The following is a 15,739-nucleotide window of genomic DNA, read 5'->3' on the forward strand; positions in this document are numbered from 1 at the left end:
TGTCTATCTTTCATGCAACCGCAATCGAGCGGTGGTTTCAAAAAGGAAGGACAGAATGATGGACAAGGTTGTTCTCATCACGGGAGCCTCCAGCGGCATTGGCGCGGGTATCGCGCGTGAACTCGGCAAAGCTGGTGCAAAACTAGTGCTCGGCGCCCGCCGCACGGAGCGGCTGGAGGAACTCGCAAAGGAGATCCGGGAAGCGGGCAACGTCCAGGTGGCGGTCAGCCGACTGGATGTCACCAACCGTGCCGACGTGGCCGACTTCGCGGAGAAGGCCCGCGAAACCTTCGGCCGGGTCGATGTCATGATCAACAATGCCGGCGTCATGCCGCTTTCCCTGATGGCCTCGATGAAGGTCGACGAATGGGACCGCATGGTGGACGTCAACATCAAGGGCGTATTGCACGGCATCGCGGCCGTGCTGCCGGAAATGACGTCGCGCGGTTCCGGCCACATCATCAATATCGCTTCCATCGGGGCGCTGTCGGTGGTGCCAACCGCGGCCGTCTACTGCGCCACGAAATTTGCCGTCCGGGCGATTTCGGACGGGTTGCGGCAGGAACGGCCGGATCTGCGCGTCACCTGCATTCATCCCGGTGTGGTGGAAAGCGAACTGGCGGAAACGATCACCGATCCGGCAGCAGCCGAGGCCATGAAAACCTACCGCGCCATTGCGCTGAAGCCCGATGCCATCGGCCGCGCGGTGCGTTTCGCCATCGAACAGCCTGATGACGTCGATCTGAACGAGATCGTTGTTCGCCCAACGGCTGCCGCCTGAGGAGGAAAACAGATGAAAAACATGACAATACCCGTTGCCGCTGCCATCGCCATGCTGACGGGGAGCGAAACCAGCGCCGGCTCCACGCCCCCGCAAGCTCACCCCTATATCGGCATGTGGGTGACAGGTGACGGCCATATCCGTCAGGAGCTTTTGGCCAATGGGCGTTATGATGAAGCCCGCGGCAACCGCAAAAGCGCCTATCAGGGCCGTTACGTCGTGACCGGCAATCACATCGATTACCGGGACGATACCGGCTTTACAGCAGATGGAACGTTCATTGATGATGTCCTCCACCATGGCGGCATGATCTTTTACCGGGAGCGGTGAAACAGGATTGCAATGATGGATCGCGCCCGCCCGCGATCCATCACCGGCAGAGACCTGCGACATCACAGTATCTTTTGACAGCTGTTCGCGGTGTTTGAGATCGTTCTCGATACACATGGGAAAAACGATTTCGCTGGCCACTTTCCGTAGACATTGCATGCGACGGAGCATCGACATACCGTCGGCCGGCCTGCGCAGTCGGTAAGGAGGATGCGGTGAAAACAGATTGGAACGTGGTCAGGGACCTGATGAATGCCGCAATCAATGCCTGCGAGCGCATAGAGGCGTCAGGATATGGTGAGGCCGACCGCGATGCGGTGATCGATATCGCAGGCCAAGAGGTCAGCGTCCAGGATTTGCTTGTGAGTGCATGGACTTACCCTGAGAAGCTACGTTATCAGATTATACGCGAACGCCACGATGCGGGTGACGATCTGCCCTATGTGCCAGAAACCGCGCGCATTCTGCTGGCCATGTCTCAAGCTGCGGCTGAACTCGTGAACGCAGGTGACGTCACGCCCGCCGAAGAAAATATTCGCAAAATGATCGCCTGGTTCGATAGACATTTGGCGTCGGGTATCGAAGCGGCAACGGCCAATCGCAAAAAGGCATGACCACGGCCTTTTAACAGGACTGGATTTTCCTTCATCCCAGCGTTCAGCGCGTGCTCGCGGGCGGGCCATTTCGCCGCATCCCTGCCCGGTCCTGTTCAATCCGCCGGGGTGGCCAGAACCTCTCCTTGCCTGTTCTGCACGAGGCTTGCGGGCGGTGCCGGCTGAGGATCAGCATCGGGCAGAGGTGGGGTGAGCAGCCATGCGGCTGGGTAATCTTTCCGAAGGTGCCGGGAATTATAGCGAACATGGGTTCCGGCCGCATGGCGGCGCGTGCCGAGCATCGCCTCCTTTGACAGGACCGCGCTTTTGATTTCGTAGAGTTTTCGTTCGTCATCAAGGGCAATCGTCGCATCGGAGAGATCGAAATTATCGACGTGAATGGCCTGACCCTGCGGCGTGCCGAGAACCCATCTGTCGGAATCGACGAAGCCGTCGATATAGACATTGCCGGTAGAGGCGTACAGGGAGGTGCCCATCGGCAGCGTGATGCCATCAACGACATTGCCATCGGCAAGAATGCATCTGCTGAAGGCGGATATGCCGCCATCGGGCCGCAGATCAAACTCCACCGGCCGGGTCGCGTCGCAACGCCAGCCGCTCTGGGTGGTTACGCCATTGCCGGTTATCCGCATGTTGTCGGGGGTGAAGCCAATGGTTTCGTAGTTGTCGTTGGTTTTTATCGCGATATAGCGGGCGATTTCGACGGCATCGATATCTGCAACGCGCACGGGATGCGGAAACACCGCGCGGCTGAAGGCATCCCTGTTATTGGCAATGGCCAGTTCGAGTTTCGTGCCTTCGGGCATATCGATCTGGCCAAGCCGGGTTGGTTCAAGCAGTTGCGGCCGGTAGTTTGCCGTCCTATCCCGGTCATAGGCCCGCATCTCGAGACAAAAACCAGCGATCTGCAACAGGGTGAAAACCGCGATGGCGGTCACCAGCCCGTAGGGCAAGATCACCGGGCGCTTCCGCCGGCCGCTCGCATATCGAATGAGCAGCCCCAGCGTCCAGACGGCCCAGACAAAGGTCGTGGCAAGAAGGAAGGCGACAAGAAGCACCGCTTCGACGGACGGGAGTGCGACAGGGATCATGCGAATAATGGCCTTGGGCGGATCGTTTCCGATCCCGGGATATCCCGGAGCTTTAGCGCATAAGAGGTGTTTTCTTCAACTCGCAGATTGCGATCTCTGCCAGCCGCCGGCGCTCATGCGTTATCCCTGCGAGACCAGGCCGCGCCATATGACGGCCGCATGGTCAGCGCCACGTACCGGACATCAGCCGCCGAGGACGAAACGGGAAAATGCCAGGGAGTTGCGGGCGTCCTCGTCCATTCTGGCGACATCAGCGCCGTTGCTCAGATCACGCCACACCTTGATATCAGAACCGATGGTGCCACCGGTCTTGACGAAGGGCTCCATGACGACGGCACCGGTGTAATTGATATCGCGAAGAGCGAGACCGATTTCCTGCCAGGGCATCCTGCCTTTGCCTGGAACACGGCGATTGCTCTCGCCGGTGTGGAAGTGACCCAGCAGCGGGCCGGCCGTGCGGATGGCTTCGCCGAAACTGTCTTCCTCGATGTTCATGTGGAAGGTATCCAGCATGACCTTCACATTGTTCTTCCCGACATCCTTGACGAAGGCGACGCCTTCGGCCGCCGTGTTGAGCACGTGGTTTTCAAAGCGGTTGAGGACTTCGATACACAGGTTGATGCCGAGATCATTGGCGAAATCGGCAATGCCGTGAATACCCTCGACTCCACGCGCGTAATCACCCGGCTTGTCGACCGGCTGCGAATAATCGATCGGCCAGTAGGAATGCAATGCGCCGCCGATGGTGCGGATGTCGAGCTTGGCGACATTGGTGAGCGTCCTCTCAAAAAAAGCCTTGCCCGCTGCGCGCACGGCCGCATTTTCCGACGACAGGTTCTTTGATTTCGACGGGCCGATGCCGGCAGTGAGGATGATGCCGTTATCCTTCGCGCTCTGCTTGATCGCGGCGAGTTCGGCGTCGCTGTATTCGTTGATATGGTGGGCGGCGACTTCGATGATATCGAAACCGAGTTTGGCGACCTTTTCGATATAGGGGCCGAACTTGGCGCTCCACTCATGTTCCCAGTAAGAATAATAGATGCCGTGTTTCATGGGGATTTCTTTCGCTTCTGTTTCACTTGGTTGGGATGTGGCGCACGCGGTCGTTCAGGGCGTCTCAGGAGGCGGCCCCGCTTCCCGGATTGCCGATGCGAAGATCGGGTTCGGTGCTCGTCGAGATGATGAAACGGCCGTTCGGAAGATCGTTCTCCTCGACCTTCCGGTTGATCTCGTCCTCGGCAAGGCCGAAGCCCAGCCAGCGGTTTCTCAGCCGCGCGCGCAGATCGTCCTCGCCGACATCGACGAAAACCGTCAGATCGAAGATCGGCTTGAGGCGGTTCCACGGCGACTGGCCGGCGAGGAGATAATTGCCTTCACAGACGATGATATCGACGGATTGCGGGATCAGCCGGCCGCCGGCGCGGGCAATTTCAATTGACCGGTCAAAGACTGGAACGGCGATGACATCATCCTCATTGGCCTTGAGGCGCTCGAGCATGTGCCGCAACCCGTGGGCATCGAACGTATCGATGGCGCCCTTGAACGGTCGCCGGTTCATCTCTTCGAGCACGGCATCGTCATAGTGATAACCATCCATCGGGAAAAGCGCGGCGGGCTCGCCTCCGCCGGCGTTCAACACATCCACCACACCTTCGGCAATGGTCGATTTTCCCGATCCCGGGGCACCGGCAATCGCGATCATCACACGCCGGCCTTTTGCCCTTTCCAGACGCTGGAGGGCCAAGCCCGCAATCTCACGGGCATTATCGTCAATTGTGCTCAAGGTGTTCCTCGCCCCGATAATGATTGCGGTCAGAAAATCCGGTACTGGCTTGCCTTGTCGCGCAGGAAGGCCAGCCCCTTGTCGAGGACCTCGTCTGCGCCTGACGCGACCGGCCGCCAGGTGGAAATCGCACCCGCCATCTCCTGCGGCATCGCGGCGAAACTCTCGAGCGTCAGCACGCCCTTGAAGCCAATGGCCGCGAGTGCGGCGTACACCGCGTCCCAGGCAACGTTGCCGAAGCCCGGAGTGCCGCGGTCGCTTTCCGACATATGCATGTATTTCAGATGGTTACGGGCAGCGATGATGCCACTGGCGATGCCCTTCTCTTCCATGTTCATGTGGAAGGTATCGAGATGGACAAAGATATTGTCGGCACCGATACGCTCAACCAGCGCCACGGCCTGCTCGGCTGAGTTGACCAGATGGTTTTCGTAGCGGTTGACAGCCTCGATACCGAATTGCAGGCCAAGCGTCTTCGCGTGGCCGGCAGCCTGAGATAGTGCGCGTGTCAGATTGTCGTATTCAGCCTGTGTCGGCGGGAAACCCGTACGCTCGCTGGTGCCGCCATAGGTGACGCCCGTCAGCGCTTCCGCGCCCATTTCGGATGCCTTGTCCAGCGCGGCCTTCAGATACGCGATGGCTGCGTCCGGGCGGACGGACGCCCAGGCAGGTTCCGGCAGAACCAGCGAGCAGACAGCCCGCAGACCGTATTTCTCCAGCAGGGCGCGGGTATGCGCCGTATCGACGGATGGGAGATCGACAAGCGGAATCTCGATGAAATCCTGCCCATAATCCGCAGCACCGGCAATGGCCCGCCTGGCGCTTTCATGATCCCAGTTGAGGGACCACATCATTGCGTGAACACCAAAGCCTTGCACGTCATACCTTCTTTCTGAGAGATGCGAAGTAACCTGAAAACAGGCCGCGCGCCGCCATGACGACAATCATCAGCACACCCCACAGCGCCGTTGCCAGATGCTGGTTGGCGCCGAGAAGGTTGAGCCCGGATGAAAGGAGCTGCAGCACGATCAGCGCGACGAAGACGGGCAGCACACGGCCGAAGCCGCCGAATGGATTGATGCCGCCGAGAAACGCCGCCAGTACCGTGATCAGCAGGTAGGATTCACCGTGTCCCACACGCACCGAGTTGAAGCGGGCAAGCATGATGATGCCGGCGACGGCACACATGAGACCCGAGAGCGTGTAGACGAGTACCTGGATCTTGCGGGTGTTGAGACCGGAATAACGCGCCGCCTCGATATTGGAGCCGATCATCAGCAGACCGAAACCGAGCTTCGTGCGGGTGAGGAGCACGTGCCACAGCCCGACGCAGGCGATAAAGATCAGCAGCGGGATGGGCAGCCCGAAAAGCGTGCCGTGACCAAGCGGCGCCATATAGGCCGGAAAACCGGAAACATCGCCGCCACGCGTCAGGAACTCCCCGAGCCCGCGCAGGAAAATCATCATCGACAGGGTGACGAGGATCGGGTGCGCGCGGGTATAGGCAATCGCCGCGCCGGTCATGGCGCCGGCAGCACCACCGGTGGCGAGGGCGGCAAGGCAGGCGAGCAGGAAGGCGCTCGGCGGTGCGTCCACGCCGCCATGGGCCTGCAGCACCCAGGCTGCCGCCAGCCCCGACAGATTGGCGGCGAAGGTGACGGAAAGATTGATCCCGCCGGTCAGCAGCGGCAGCAGCATCGCCAGTGTCAAAAGACCGAGTTCGGGCAGCTGGAAGGCGACCGAACCGAATGTGGCGAGCGACAGGAAATTATCCGCCAGCGTCCCGAAGATGAGCATGACCGCGACAAAGGCAATCACCGGTCCGGCCATGTCGGCACCGAAAATCGCGTTGAATTTCCGAACGAAGCTGCTCATCGCTGCGCACTCCCCTTTTTAGCGGAGGTCCGCAAGGCTGCCGGCAGCAGCTTGTCGAACCGGGTGGAGGACAGCGTGATTGCAATGAGAATGATGGCGCCGACGATCATCTTGAATGCAAAGGGAGAGACGCCCATCAGGTTGAGGCCGTTCTGGGTGATGGACACCATCAACACACCAAGCACGCAGCCGATGACCGAACCCTTGCCGCCGCCAAGCCGCGCGCCGCCAAGCACGGTGGCAGCAAGAACATCCAGCTCGCGGCCATAAAGCGCGTTGGGCACGACCTCCTGCGCGTAATGCGCCTGCATGAGCCCGGCAATGCCCGCCATCAGGCCGAGCCAGCCGAAGGAAATATAATGCATGGCGCCGATATTGATGCCGAAGCGGCGTGCGCCTTCCGGATTGTCACCGAAAGCATAAAGTTTGCGGCCGACCGTGGTGCGGGAAATCATGAACCAGGTGGCGAAGCAGCAGAGGATCATGACCACGACCGGCAATGTCAGCTCGACCCAGGAACCATCCGGCATCTCGCGCTCATAAAACACCACGCGGGTCGAAAGCCATTCCGGCAGATCGTAGATCGACACGCCCTTGGTGAAGAACATCAACAGCCCGAAGAAGATGTTGAAAGTGGAAATGGTCGCGACGATGGAAATGATGTTGAGCCGCCAGACGAGGAAGGCGTTGACGAAACCGAGACCAAGGCCGACGGCGCCGGCAATGATGAAACCCTCCGCCCAGTTGCCGCCGCCGAGCGCATTGAGCGCCAGCACCGTGACATATTGCACGACGGAAGCGGCAACCGCGAAGGAGATGTCGATACCGCCCGAAATCAGCACGACAAGCAGGCCGACCGCAAAGATGATGTTGACCGCCGAGACATTCAGCACATCGAAGGCATTGGAGATGGTGAGGAAACGGTCGGTTGCAAAGGACAGGCCCGTGCAGAGCAGCACCATGACCACAAGCAGCGTGAATTCGGTCGTATGTCCGAGGATGAGCCTACGCATAGATGGCGGACTCCAGTTCGGTAAGCGACACATGTCGCGGATCATGGGTGGCGTGGAACCGGCCTTCGACCATGTGAATGACCCTGTCGGTGTTGAAATAGACTTCTGGGGCTTCGTCGGAGATCACGATGATCGAGAGACCCTCTGCGGCGAGCTTGCGGACAATTTCGAAGATGCCGGCGCGGGCGCCGACATCGACCCCCACGGTCGGCGCGTCGAGGATGAGGATTTTCGGGCCGATGGCCAGCCACTTGGCAATCGCCACGCGCTGCTGGTTGCCGCCCGAAAGCGTACGGATCGGGTCTTCCGGCAGGCCGATCTTGACGCCGAGCGCTGAAATCCAGCGGGAAACCACATCCGCCTTTTTCGATGGCGAGATAAGGCCGCCCGTCAGCAACCGGTCAAGCGAGGCCATGACGAGATTGTCGGCAATCGACTGGGGCTGATTGAGACCAAGCGCCAGCCGGTCTTCGGAAAGATAGGCAACGCCGGCCCGGATCGCATCCCGGTTGGAATGGAAATTCACCTTCTTCCCGTCGATCAGGATTTCACCCGATTGCGGCCGATGCATGCCGAAAAGGGTCAAGGCCAGTTCGGTGCGTCCGGCTCCCAGCAGGCCAGTAATCCCCAGCGTTTCGCCCTGCCGCAGATCGAAAGACACATCTTCAAACTCACCGGCGCGCGTCAGCCCGCGCACGGAGAGAACAACGGGCTTGTCATTGTGATCAGCGGCAATGACGGCGCTGTCGAAGTTGCGGCCGGTCATCAGTTCGGTCACGCGTGACTGGGTCATGCCTTCAACCGGGAAGACCCCGACAAGCGACCCATCGCGCAAAACGGTTATGCGATCTGAAATCTCAAGCACTTCCGCAAGGCGGTGCGAGACGAACACAACCGCAACGCCGGAGGCTGAGAGGTTGCGGACGATGTCGATCAGGTAGTCCGTTTCCGATTGCGTCAGCGACGCGGTGGGCTCGTCCATGAAAACGAGGCGGGCTTCCCCGACCAGTGCACGGGCAATCGCCACGATCTGGCGCTGGGCAATGGGCAGTTCCTTGAGCGGCTTGTCGAGATCGATCTCGACACCGAGCCGGGCCAAAGCCTTCTCGGCCGCTTTTGCGATCGCGCCTTTGTCGACCAGCCCGTATCTGCCGTTCACCGCGTACTGAAAGCCGATATTTTCCGCCACCGACATTTCATCAAACAGCGCCAGATCCTGCCAGATCACCTGAATGCCAAGCGCTTGCGCAAGCGTCGGGGTCATCGCGGCTATCGGCTTGCCGTCGAAATACAGTTCAGCATCATTTTCGGGCGTATAAACGCCTGTTATGACCTTGATCAGCGTGCTTTTGCCACAGCCGTTTTCGCCGGCCAGGCAATGCACTTCACCGGGATTGACCTCGAAAGAAACGCCTTTCAGGGCGCGCACGCCGCCAAAGGTGACTTTGACATTCTTGAGGGACAGGAGCGGTTCTGCGCTCATGATAGCGTATCTCTCCTTTCGCCGCGAAAGCATCGCAGACGTGGCGCTCGGCATGTTTCTTGGGATGGGCGTCGCGCGAGCATTCCATCTCGCGCGACGCCTGCGGCTCCGGGGAGGATCAGAGGCCCATGGAAACGAGCTTGTCGATGCTTTCCTTGTCGATCTTCAAAAGCTGATCGACGACGATGGTGTTACCCTCGGGATTGATGGTGCCGAGACCTTCGATATTGTCGCCGGCCTTGGGCGTTTCGCCCTTGGCGATACGGTCGGCGAGCGTGATGAAGACCTCACCGGCCTGTTTCGGGTTCCACATGAAGCCGCCTGTCAGCGCGCCCGATTTGATCAGCTTGGCGCCCTGCCCCGGCGAAAACGGGCCGATGACGAAGACCTTGCCATCCTTGCGCCGCTCTTCGACGGCACGCCCGGCACCGATCGGTCCCTGCGAACCGAAGGCAAGGAAACCGCTCAGATCGGCATTGGCGGACATCAGATCGAGCGCCGTCGACCGGCTCTTGTCGAGATCTTCGGCGACGCCGTAGCGATCGCCGACGAGCTTCATGTCCGGATAATTGGCCTTGATATAGGCGATGGCGGCATCGGCCCAGGCATTGTGAAGCGGCACGGTGAGCGAACCGACGAAGACGGCATAAGAACCCTTGCCGCCCATCTTTTCCGCCAGAAGCTTGCCATGCGCTTCACCAAAACCCTTGGCGGAAGCCAGTTCAAAATCCCAGTCGGCGCCGAGCTGCTTGGGCGATTCATGGGTGATGACCTTGATGCCGGCGGCCTGGGCCTTCTTCAGCACCGGCTCAAGCACCTTCGCATCATTCGGCACGACCCCGATAAAATCGACCTTCTGGGCGATCAGGTCTTCGATGGCACGAACCTGCAGCGCCGGGTCGGCGCTGGTCGGGCCAACCATGAAACCATCAACGCCGAGCTTCTTGCTCTGTTCCTTGATGCCGGCCTCCATGGCGTTGAACCACGGAATACCGCCGATCTTGACGACGACGCCAACCTTCGGCCCTTCGGCGAAGGCCGCGGATGAGAGCAGCGCAAGCGACAGGCCGAGCGCCGCAGCAATAATTTTCTTCATGATGTTCCTCCTCAAAAAATCGGCAAACGAAATCCGCCGCAGCCAGTTTTTCCCTGCCGCGCTTCAAATCTCTCATCTCGCTTATTCGAGACTCTCCCTTGCCACTCCCATAGCAACCATACTGCACAATCGATATTGCTAAACTGCACAATCGATGGTGCAATAACCATATCATGAAGCTCCCTTCCGTCAAGGGGATGCGTGCTCTAATAATCGGAATCAGCTGGGGAGATCGAAGTGACAGGCATAAGTTCCAAGAAAGCCACCATTTATGACTTGTCGCTCTTGTCTGGCGCGTCAGCCTCGACAGTGAGCGCAGTGTTGAATGGATCGTGGCGCAAACGGCGGATTTCGGAGGAAACCGCAGACAAGATTCTCTCGCTCGCCAAGGCACAGCGCTACACCACCAATCTGCAGGCCCGTGGCCTCAGGAGCTCAAAATCCGGTCTCGTCGGGCTCCTGGTGCCGGTTTATGACAACCGGTTCTTTTCATCGATGGCGCAGACCTTCGAGGGGCAGGCACGCAAACGCGGCCTGTCGCCGATGGTGGTCTCCGGGCGGCGCGACCCCGAGGAGGAACGTCGCACCGTCGAGACGCTGATCGCCTATTCGATTGATGCCCTGTTCATCGCCGGCGTCACCGATCCTGATGGCGTACACCAGGTCTGCGCCCGCGCAGCCCTTCCGCACGTCAATATCGACCTGCCCGGCAAATTTGCGTCGTCCGTCATTTCCAACAACCGGCACGGCGCGGAAATCCTGACATCGGCAATCCTTGCCCATGCGGCAAAGGGTGGGTCGCTCGGCCCTGACGACGTCATCCTGTTCGGTGGTCATGACGACCACGCCAGCCGCGAGCGAATTGACGGCTTTCATGCCGCTAAAGCCGATTATTTCGGCGTGCAGAGTGGTGACGATATCGAGATCACCGGCTATTCGCCGCGTATGACGGAACTGGCATTCGAACGCTTCTTCGAGCGCAGAGGCCGTCTTCCCCGCTGTTTCTTCGTCAATTCATCGATCAACTTCGAAGGGTTGCTTCGTTTCATGGGGCGTCATGACGGGGAAGCATTCGGCGACATCGTCGTCGGCTGTTTTGACTACGACCCCTTCGCGTCATTTCTTCCCTTTCCCGTTTACATGATCAAACCCGATATTGCGCAAATGCTCGAAAAAGGGTTCGAACTGCTGGAAGAGAACCGCGCAGAGCCCGAAGTCACCATTATCGAACCGCAGCTCATTCCCCCGCGCACCGCCCTTGAAGGGCCGCTTGATGATATCTGGGATCCGGTCGCGGTACGCCGCATAGCAAGGTGAAACACTCCGCTCCATCGGCGGAGGTTTACTCCGGGGAAGCGCCAATCTTCGCTTGACCTCAACCGCGCTTGACATCGTATCGATTTGCATGAGGCCCACCATTGCAATGGAATGACAATGATCGAGAAACTCCTGAAGATGCTGGAAGACGGTAAAGATGCTCCTCTCCTGCGCTTTTCACTGGCGAAGGCCCAGATGGCCGCGCGGCAATTCGACGATGCGGCGCAACATCTGCGCGAGGCGGTTCACCAGGACCCCGATTACTCGGCCGCCTGGGCTGCACTTGGCGAATGCCTTATGCATCTCGCAGACGACGACGGTGCCGTTGCCGTGTGGACTGAAGGCAGCGCGGTCGCCATGAAAAAAGGAGACATCCAGGCGAAACGGCAGATGGATGTCCGGCTTCGGCGTGCGCAATCACGGCGCCTCACGGCCGCCCAAGGGTAAGCCGCCGGTCGATGCCAATCTCGCCGAGAAACGCTTCATCATGGCTGACAACCAGGAGCGCGCCGTCATAGGCCCGCAGGCCGGCCTCCACGGCCGCGATGGAATCGATATCCAGATGGTTTGTCGGTTCATCGAGGATCAGCAGTTGCGGCGGCTGCGGGCCACAAAGAACGCAGGCGAGACCCGCGCGCAGCATCTGGCCACCCGAAAGCGTCCCTACGATCTGCAAGGCGGCATCGGCACGAAACATGAAGCGGGCAAGCGCTGCCCTGCAGGCGTTCTCCCCGGCCTGCGGGTTGAGGTGAAGGAAATTGTCGCGGATCGACAGCTTCGGATCCAGCAGGCTGACCTGCTGGTCCAGAAAGACGGACGTCACACCGAGGTGGACCGTTCCTGACAATGGCTGCAGTTCCTTCCTGATCACGGAAAGCAGCGTCGTTTTTCCCGATCCGTTCGGGCCTGTCACGGCCACGCGCTGCGGGCCGGTGATTTCGAAGGACAGATCGGCAAATACGGGCTGTTTTCCCGAATAGCCCGCGGTCAGGTTTTGCAGGCTCAGCACGGTCCTGGTCTTGTGTAACCCACTGGGTGGCAGGGTGACAGTAAGGTCCTGAAGGACTTCGATCCGCTGGCGCGCCGTCTGCAAATCCTCGGTCGCTTCGGCTTTCAGGCGACTGGCGAGATTGGCATTGTCGCCGCTGGTCTTTTCGGCTCGTCTTTTCATGCCGCCGGCGGCAATGCGGGGCATATCCCCCTTTGCCGCTTTGGCGGCGCCCTTTGCGTCACGCCTTGCCTTGCGTTCCAGTGCTTCCTGCGACCGACGTTTTACCTCGGCAAGGCGCTTCCCGGCGCTGGCGAGATCCTGTTCGGCGGCGGCCAGTTCCAGTGCCTTTTGCGCGCGGTAATGGCTCCAGTTGCCGCCATAACGGGTTGCGCCCAACGTCGTCATTTCGACGATCGCATCAAATGTATCGAGAAGTTCCCGATCATGGCTGACGACAATCGCTCCGCCACGCCAACCCGCCAGAAAATCGGCGACGAACAGACGACCGTCACGGTCGAGATTGTTGGTCGGTTCGTCGAGGATCAGGAAGTCCGGGGCGGCATGGATTTGGGCTGCAAGTGCCGCCCGTGTGCGCTGCCCGCCGGACAGTGCCGAAAGCAGCGTTGAAGGCGAAGCGTCCAACCCGACCGCAGCCAGCGCATCGGCAATTTTTTCCTCCAGCATCCAGTCAACGTCGCCAAGCTCTTCGAGTGTGGCCAGCCCCGCCTGGGCGCTGGAAAGAACCTTGAGCGCCTCACGCGCATTGAAGAGATCCGCGACGGTCTCCCCGGGCATGACCTGCACGATTTGCCTGAGAACGCCGATCCTGCCGGAGACGGAGACCGTGCCGGCGGACGGCGACAATTCACCGGCAATCAGCTTCAGAAGCGTGGTCTTGCCGACGCCGTTGCGCCCGACCAGCCCGGCCCGTTCGGGACCGAAGCGAAGATTGATGTTGGAAAAGAGCGGATGACCGTCAGGCGTGGACCATGAGAGGTCTGAAAGGGTGATGGAACAAGGCATGGATATGGTTTCCCCTGATGACAAGGCGTTGCGGCTTTGTGATCGGGTTGAAATCCATGGTTCACCATCCTGTTGGTATTGCGGAGAGAACGCCATTAATGGAAAAAAGCGGCGCGTTCGTGGCACTGGTTAGAAGTTGCGGATGAAACGCCGGAGGATGAACTCCGGCGTCTCGTTGTTTCAGGCTACCAGGCCCTTGGTCAGTTCCAGCGCCTGCCGCTCGAACAGCCGGCGGTAGATGCCGTCATTGAGGCGGATAAGCGCCTGATGGTCGCCTTCTTCGACAATCTTGCCCCTGTCGAACACCAGCAGCCGGTCCAGCGCCCTGACGGTGGAGAGCCGGTGCGCGATGACCAGCGTCGTGCGGCCAACCATCAGCCGTTCCATGGCCTGCTGGATCTGCACTTCGCTTTCGCTGTCGAGGCTCGAGGTCGCCTCGTCAAGGATCAGCACTGGCGCATCAGCAAGGAATGCACGGGCAATGGCGACGCGCTGGCGTTCCCCACCCGAGAGCTTGACGCCACGTTCGCCGACCATGGTTTCATATCCTTTTGGAAGGGACATGATGAACTCATGGGCACTGGCCTGTTTTGCCGCCTGCTCGATTTCACGCCGCGAGGCACCCGGACGGCCATAGGCGATGTTTTCCGCCAGCGTGCGGTGGAACAGGATGGGTTCCTGCTGCACGATGGCGATCTGGCCGCGCAGGCTCGATTGCGTCACACCGGCGATATTCTGCCCGTCGATACGAATTGCACCCGACCTGATGTCGTAAAGGCGCTGGATGAGCTTGACGAAGGTTGTCTTGCCCGAACCGGAATGGCCGACCAGCCCCACACGTTCGCCCGGCTTGATGGTGACCGAGAAGTCATCATAAAGCGGGGTGGGATGCGCGCCATATTGGAACGTGACGTGATCGAAGACGATCTCGCCCTTGCCGATATCAAGCCGCGCGGCATCCGGCCTGTCTTCGACGCCAAGCGGCATCTTGTCCAGCAGCACCAACTCTTCCATGTCGTTGACGGCGCGTTGCAGGTTGCGGATATCCTGCCCCACATCACGCAGGTAACCCTGCAGCACGAAGAACATGGCGAGCACGAAGGTTATATCACCAGGCGTCGCCAGCCCCTGTCGCCACATGATGAGGCCGGTGCCGAGAATGCCGGCCTGCATGGACACCATCATGAAGCTCTGAATGGTACCATTCAGCGTGCCGCGCCGCCATGTTCTGCGCGTGCGGTTATCCCATTTCACCAGCACTTGACCCAGCCGCGTTTCCTCACGCGTCTCGGCACCAAAGGCCTTGACGACCGAGTTGCAGCTGATGGCATCCGCCAGCGCGCCGCCAAGCCTTGTATCCCAGGCATTGGCAAGCCGCGCCGCAGGCGACACATAACCCATGGAAAGAGCCACGGTGACACCGACATAGATCAGTGAGCCGAGGCCGACGATGAGGCCCATGACCGGCCAGTAGCTGCCGAGCACGATGGTGGCGCCGACCAGCATCACCAGCGACGGCAGAAGGGCTATGAGCAGCAGGTCGTTCAGCGAATCCAGCGCCCACATGCCGCGCGTGATCTTGCGCACCGTAGAGCCGGCAAAGCTGTTGGCATGCCAGTCCGTGGAGAAACGCTGCACCTTGTGGAAGCCGTTATTGGTGACGTCAGCCATGGTTTTCAGCGTGAGCCTGATGATGCCGTTAAAGATGAACCAGCGCAGGACCACGCTGGTGAGACCAAGCGACACCACGACGACGAAGGCGTGCAGCGCCTTGTCCGCCCCGTTGCCGCCGGCAATGGCATCAACGATCTGACCGGAAAAAACCGGCACCATGACTTCAGCCAGCGTGCTGGCAATGACCAGCACGATGATGAAACCCACCAGTGCCGGCCGGTGGCTCCAGTGGTGAAAAACAAAGCCGAGCACATGACGATAGGCATCGGCGCGGAAATCGAGCTTCTTGCGAGACATTTTAACCAGCACGGCGCCAGAAAATCGGCAACCGGTCCTCAAAACGGAAGTTGGATGGCACAGCCCGGACGGGAGACGAAATGATCCCGTCAGATCAATCGGGCCATGAAGGAAAATAAACCGCATGTCGGGCGCGCGCAGGGCGGGCCGCGAATGGATATGACCTAGTGTCGGGTCATTCCCTGCGGGAGGATTTCGGTGAATGCTGGTGTCATGCAACGCCTCCCTTTGTTTGATCTGACGCGGTGATACGTTTTGTAGCTGAGTGATTTGAGCTTGCCAAGCCGATTTTTGCAACCTTGTGGCAAGTGATGCGGAAACGACACATTGGCCAATGCGACAGGCTCGTCTCAGGCCGAGCCATGATGGCA

Annotated in this window: 15 protein-coding genes; 5 read left to right on the forward strand and 10 right to left on the reverse strand. The window is 59.8% G+C overall.

The features are described from left to right. Positions 1-58 precede the first annotated feature (58 nt). The 3 genes from M0412_RS20515 (at position 59) to M0412_RS20525 (ending at position 1,725) form a co-directional block, all read left to right on the forward strand. Positions 59-781 (forward strand): SDR family oxidoreductase, encoded by a 723-nt coding sequence (locus tag M0412_RS20515; protein WP_269700069.1) that lies wholly within the window; start codon positions 59-61, stop codon positions 779-781. A 51-nt stretch (positions 782-832) separates the two neighbouring features. Continuing rightward, positions 833-1,111, forward strand: coding sequence for an Atu4866 domain-containing protein (locus tag M0412_RS20520; protein ID WP_371338331.1), 279 nt, complete (start codon positions 833-835; stop codon positions 1,109-1,111). Positions 1,112-1,326: 215 nt separating this feature from the next. Then, entirely contained in the window at positions 1,327-1,725 is a 399-nt protein-coding gene (locus M0412_RS20525) for a hypothetical protein (RefSeq protein WP_269700013.1), read from the forward strand. 95 nt (positions 1,726-1,820) lie between these two features. Here M0412_RS20525 and M0412_RS20530 read toward each other — a convergent pair whose 3' ends face one another. From M0412_RS20530 to M0412_RS20565, 8 genes are all read right to left on the reverse strand, one after another. Beyond that, entirely contained in the window at positions 1,821-2,816 is a 996-nt protein-coding gene (locus M0412_RS20530) for a hypothetical protein (RefSeq protein ID WP_269700012.1), read from the reverse strand. Positions 2,817-2,999: 183 nt separating this feature from the next. Continuing rightward, positions 3,000-3,869 carry a sugar phosphate isomerase/epimerase family protein gene (locus tag M0412_RS20535; protein WP_269700011.1) on the reverse strand — a complete coding sequence of 290 codons (870 nt, stop codon included), beginning with the start codon at positions 3,867-3,869 and terminating at the stop codon, positions 3,000-3,002. Between the two features lie 64 nt (positions 3,870-3,933). Beyond that, positions 3,934-4,599, reverse strand: coding sequence for a nucleoside triphosphate hydrolase (locus M0412_RS20540; RefSeq protein ID WP_269700010.1), 666 nt, complete (start codon positions 4,597-4,599; stop codon positions 3,934-3,936). 29 nt (positions 4,600-4,628) lie between these two features. Further along, positions 4,629-5,477, reverse strand: coding sequence for a sugar phosphate isomerase/epimerase (locus M0412_RS20545; RefSeq protein ID WP_269700009.1), 849 nt, complete (start codon positions 5,475-5,477; stop codon positions 4,629-4,631). Position 5,478: 1 nt separating this feature from the next. After that, positions 5,479-6,474 (reverse strand): ABC transporter permease, encoded by a 996-nt coding sequence (locus M0412_RS20550; RefSeq protein WP_046801277.1) that lies wholly within the window; start codon positions 6,472-6,474, stop codon positions 5,479-5,481. Beyond that, positions 6,471-7,487, reverse strand: a complete 1,017-nt coding sequence (locus M0412_RS20555; RefSeq protein ID WP_142842016.1) for an ABC transporter permease — start codon at positions 7,485-7,487, stop codon at positions 6,471-6,473. Before M0412_RS20555 ends, M0412_RS20550 begins: the two co-directional genes overlap by 4 nt. Further along, positions 7,480-8,970, reverse strand: coding sequence for a sugar ABC transporter ATP-binding protein (locus M0412_RS20560; RefSeq protein ID WP_269700007.1), 1,491 nt, complete (start codon positions 8,968-8,970; stop codon positions 7,480-7,482). Before M0412_RS20560 ends, M0412_RS20555 begins: the two co-directional genes overlap by 8 nt. Positions 8,971-9,088: 118 nt before the next feature. Continuing rightward, the gene (locus tag M0412_RS20565; RefSeq protein WP_046801275.1) at positions 9,089-10,066 is read right to left on the reverse strand and encodes a substrate-binding domain-containing protein; all 978 of its coding nucleotides are present in this window, start codon (positions 10,064-10,066) and stop codon (positions 9,089-9,091) included. 237 nt (positions 10,067-10,303) lie between these two features. Between M0412_RS20565 and M0412_RS20570 the strand changes: the two genes are divergently transcribed. Both M0412_RS20570 and M0412_RS20575 read left to right on the forward strand, forming a co-directional pair. Then, the gene (locus M0412_RS20570; RefSeq protein WP_206913860.1) at positions 10,304-11,383 is read left to right on the forward strand and encodes a LacI family DNA-binding transcriptional regulator; all 1,080 of its coding nucleotides are present in this window, start codon (positions 10,304-10,306) and stop codon (positions 11,381-11,383) included. Positions 11,384-11,500: 117 nt separating this feature from the next. Next, positions 11,501-11,830, forward strand: a complete 330-nt coding sequence (locus tag M0412_RS20575; protein ID WP_269700006.1) for a tetratricopeptide repeat protein — start codon at positions 11,501-11,503, stop codon at positions 11,828-11,830. On the opposite strand, the gene M0412_RS20580 is transcribed toward M0412_RS20575, so the two are convergent. After that, positions 11,811-13,397 carry an ABC-F family ATP-binding cassette domain-containing protein gene (locus M0412_RS20580; protein WP_269700005.1) on the reverse strand — a complete coding sequence of 529 codons (1,587 nt, stop codon included), beginning with the start codon at positions 13,395-13,397 and terminating at the stop codon, positions 11,811-11,813. The genes M0412_RS20575 and M0412_RS20580 overlap by 20 nt on opposite strands. Positions 13,398-13,577: 180 nt before the next feature. After that, positions 13,578-15,368, reverse strand: a complete 1,791-nt coding sequence (locus tag M0412_RS20585; RefSeq protein ID WP_269700004.1) for an ABC transporter ATP-binding protein — start codon at positions 15,366-15,368, stop codon at positions 13,578-13,580. Positions 15,369-15,739 lie beyond the last annotated feature (371 nt).

The sequence above is a fragment of the Agrobacterium sp. O3.4 genome (genome assembly GCF_041414895.1).
In the GTDB taxonomy this organism is placed as follows: Bacteria; Pseudomonadota; Alphaproteobacteria; order Rhizobiales; family Rhizobiaceae; genus Agrobacterium; species Agrobacterium cucumeris.

What these genes read in the sequence shown, in the direction of transcription:
- M0412_RS20530 (WP_269700012.1), bottom strand. Translation starts at nt 2,816, where the DNA reads ATGATCCCTGTCGCACTCCCGTCCGTCGAAGCGGTGCTTCTTGTCGCC.
- M0412_RS20575 (WP_269700006.1), top strand. Translation starts at nt 11,501, where the DNA reads ATGATCGAGAAACTCCTGAAGATGCTGGAAGACGGTAAAGATGCTCCT.
- M0412_RS20520 (WP_371338331.1), top strand. Translation starts at nt 833, where the DNA reads ATGCTGACGGGGAGCGAAACCAGCGCCGGCTCCACGCCCCCGCAAGCT.
- M0412_RS20515 (WP_269700069.1), top strand. Translation starts at nt 59, where the DNA reads ATGGACAAGGTTGTTCTCATCACGGGAGCCTCCAGCGGCATTGGCGCG.
- M0412_RS20555 (WP_142842016.1), bottom strand. Translation starts at nt 7,487, where the DNA reads ATGCGTAGGCTCATCCTCGGACATACGACCGAATTCACGCTGCTTGTG.
- M0412_RS20580 (WP_269700005.1), bottom strand. Translation starts at nt 13,397, where the DNA reads ATGCCTTGTTCCATCACCCTTTCAGACCTCTCATGGTCCACGCCTGAC.
- M0412_RS20585 (WP_269700004.1), bottom strand. Translation starts at nt 15,368, where the DNA reads ATGTCTCGCAAGAAGCTCGATTTCCGCGCCGATGCCTATCGTCATGTG.
- M0412_RS20550 (WP_046801277.1), bottom strand. Translation starts at nt 6,474, where the DNA reads ATGAGCAGCTTCGTTCGGAAATTCAACGCGATTTTCGGTGCCGACATG.
- M0412_RS20565 (WP_046801275.1), bottom strand. Translation starts at nt 10,066, where the DNA reads ATGAAGAAAATTATTGCTGCGGCGCTCGGCCTGTCGCTTGCGCTGCTC.
- M0412_RS20560 (WP_269700007.1), bottom strand. Translation starts at nt 8,970, where the DNA reads ATGAGCGCAGAACCGCTCCTGTCCCTCAAGAATGTCAAAGTCACCTTT.
- M0412_RS20535 (WP_269700011.1), bottom strand. Translation starts at nt 3,869, where the DNA reads ATGAAACACGGCATCTATTATTCTTACTGGGAACATGAGTGGAGCGCC.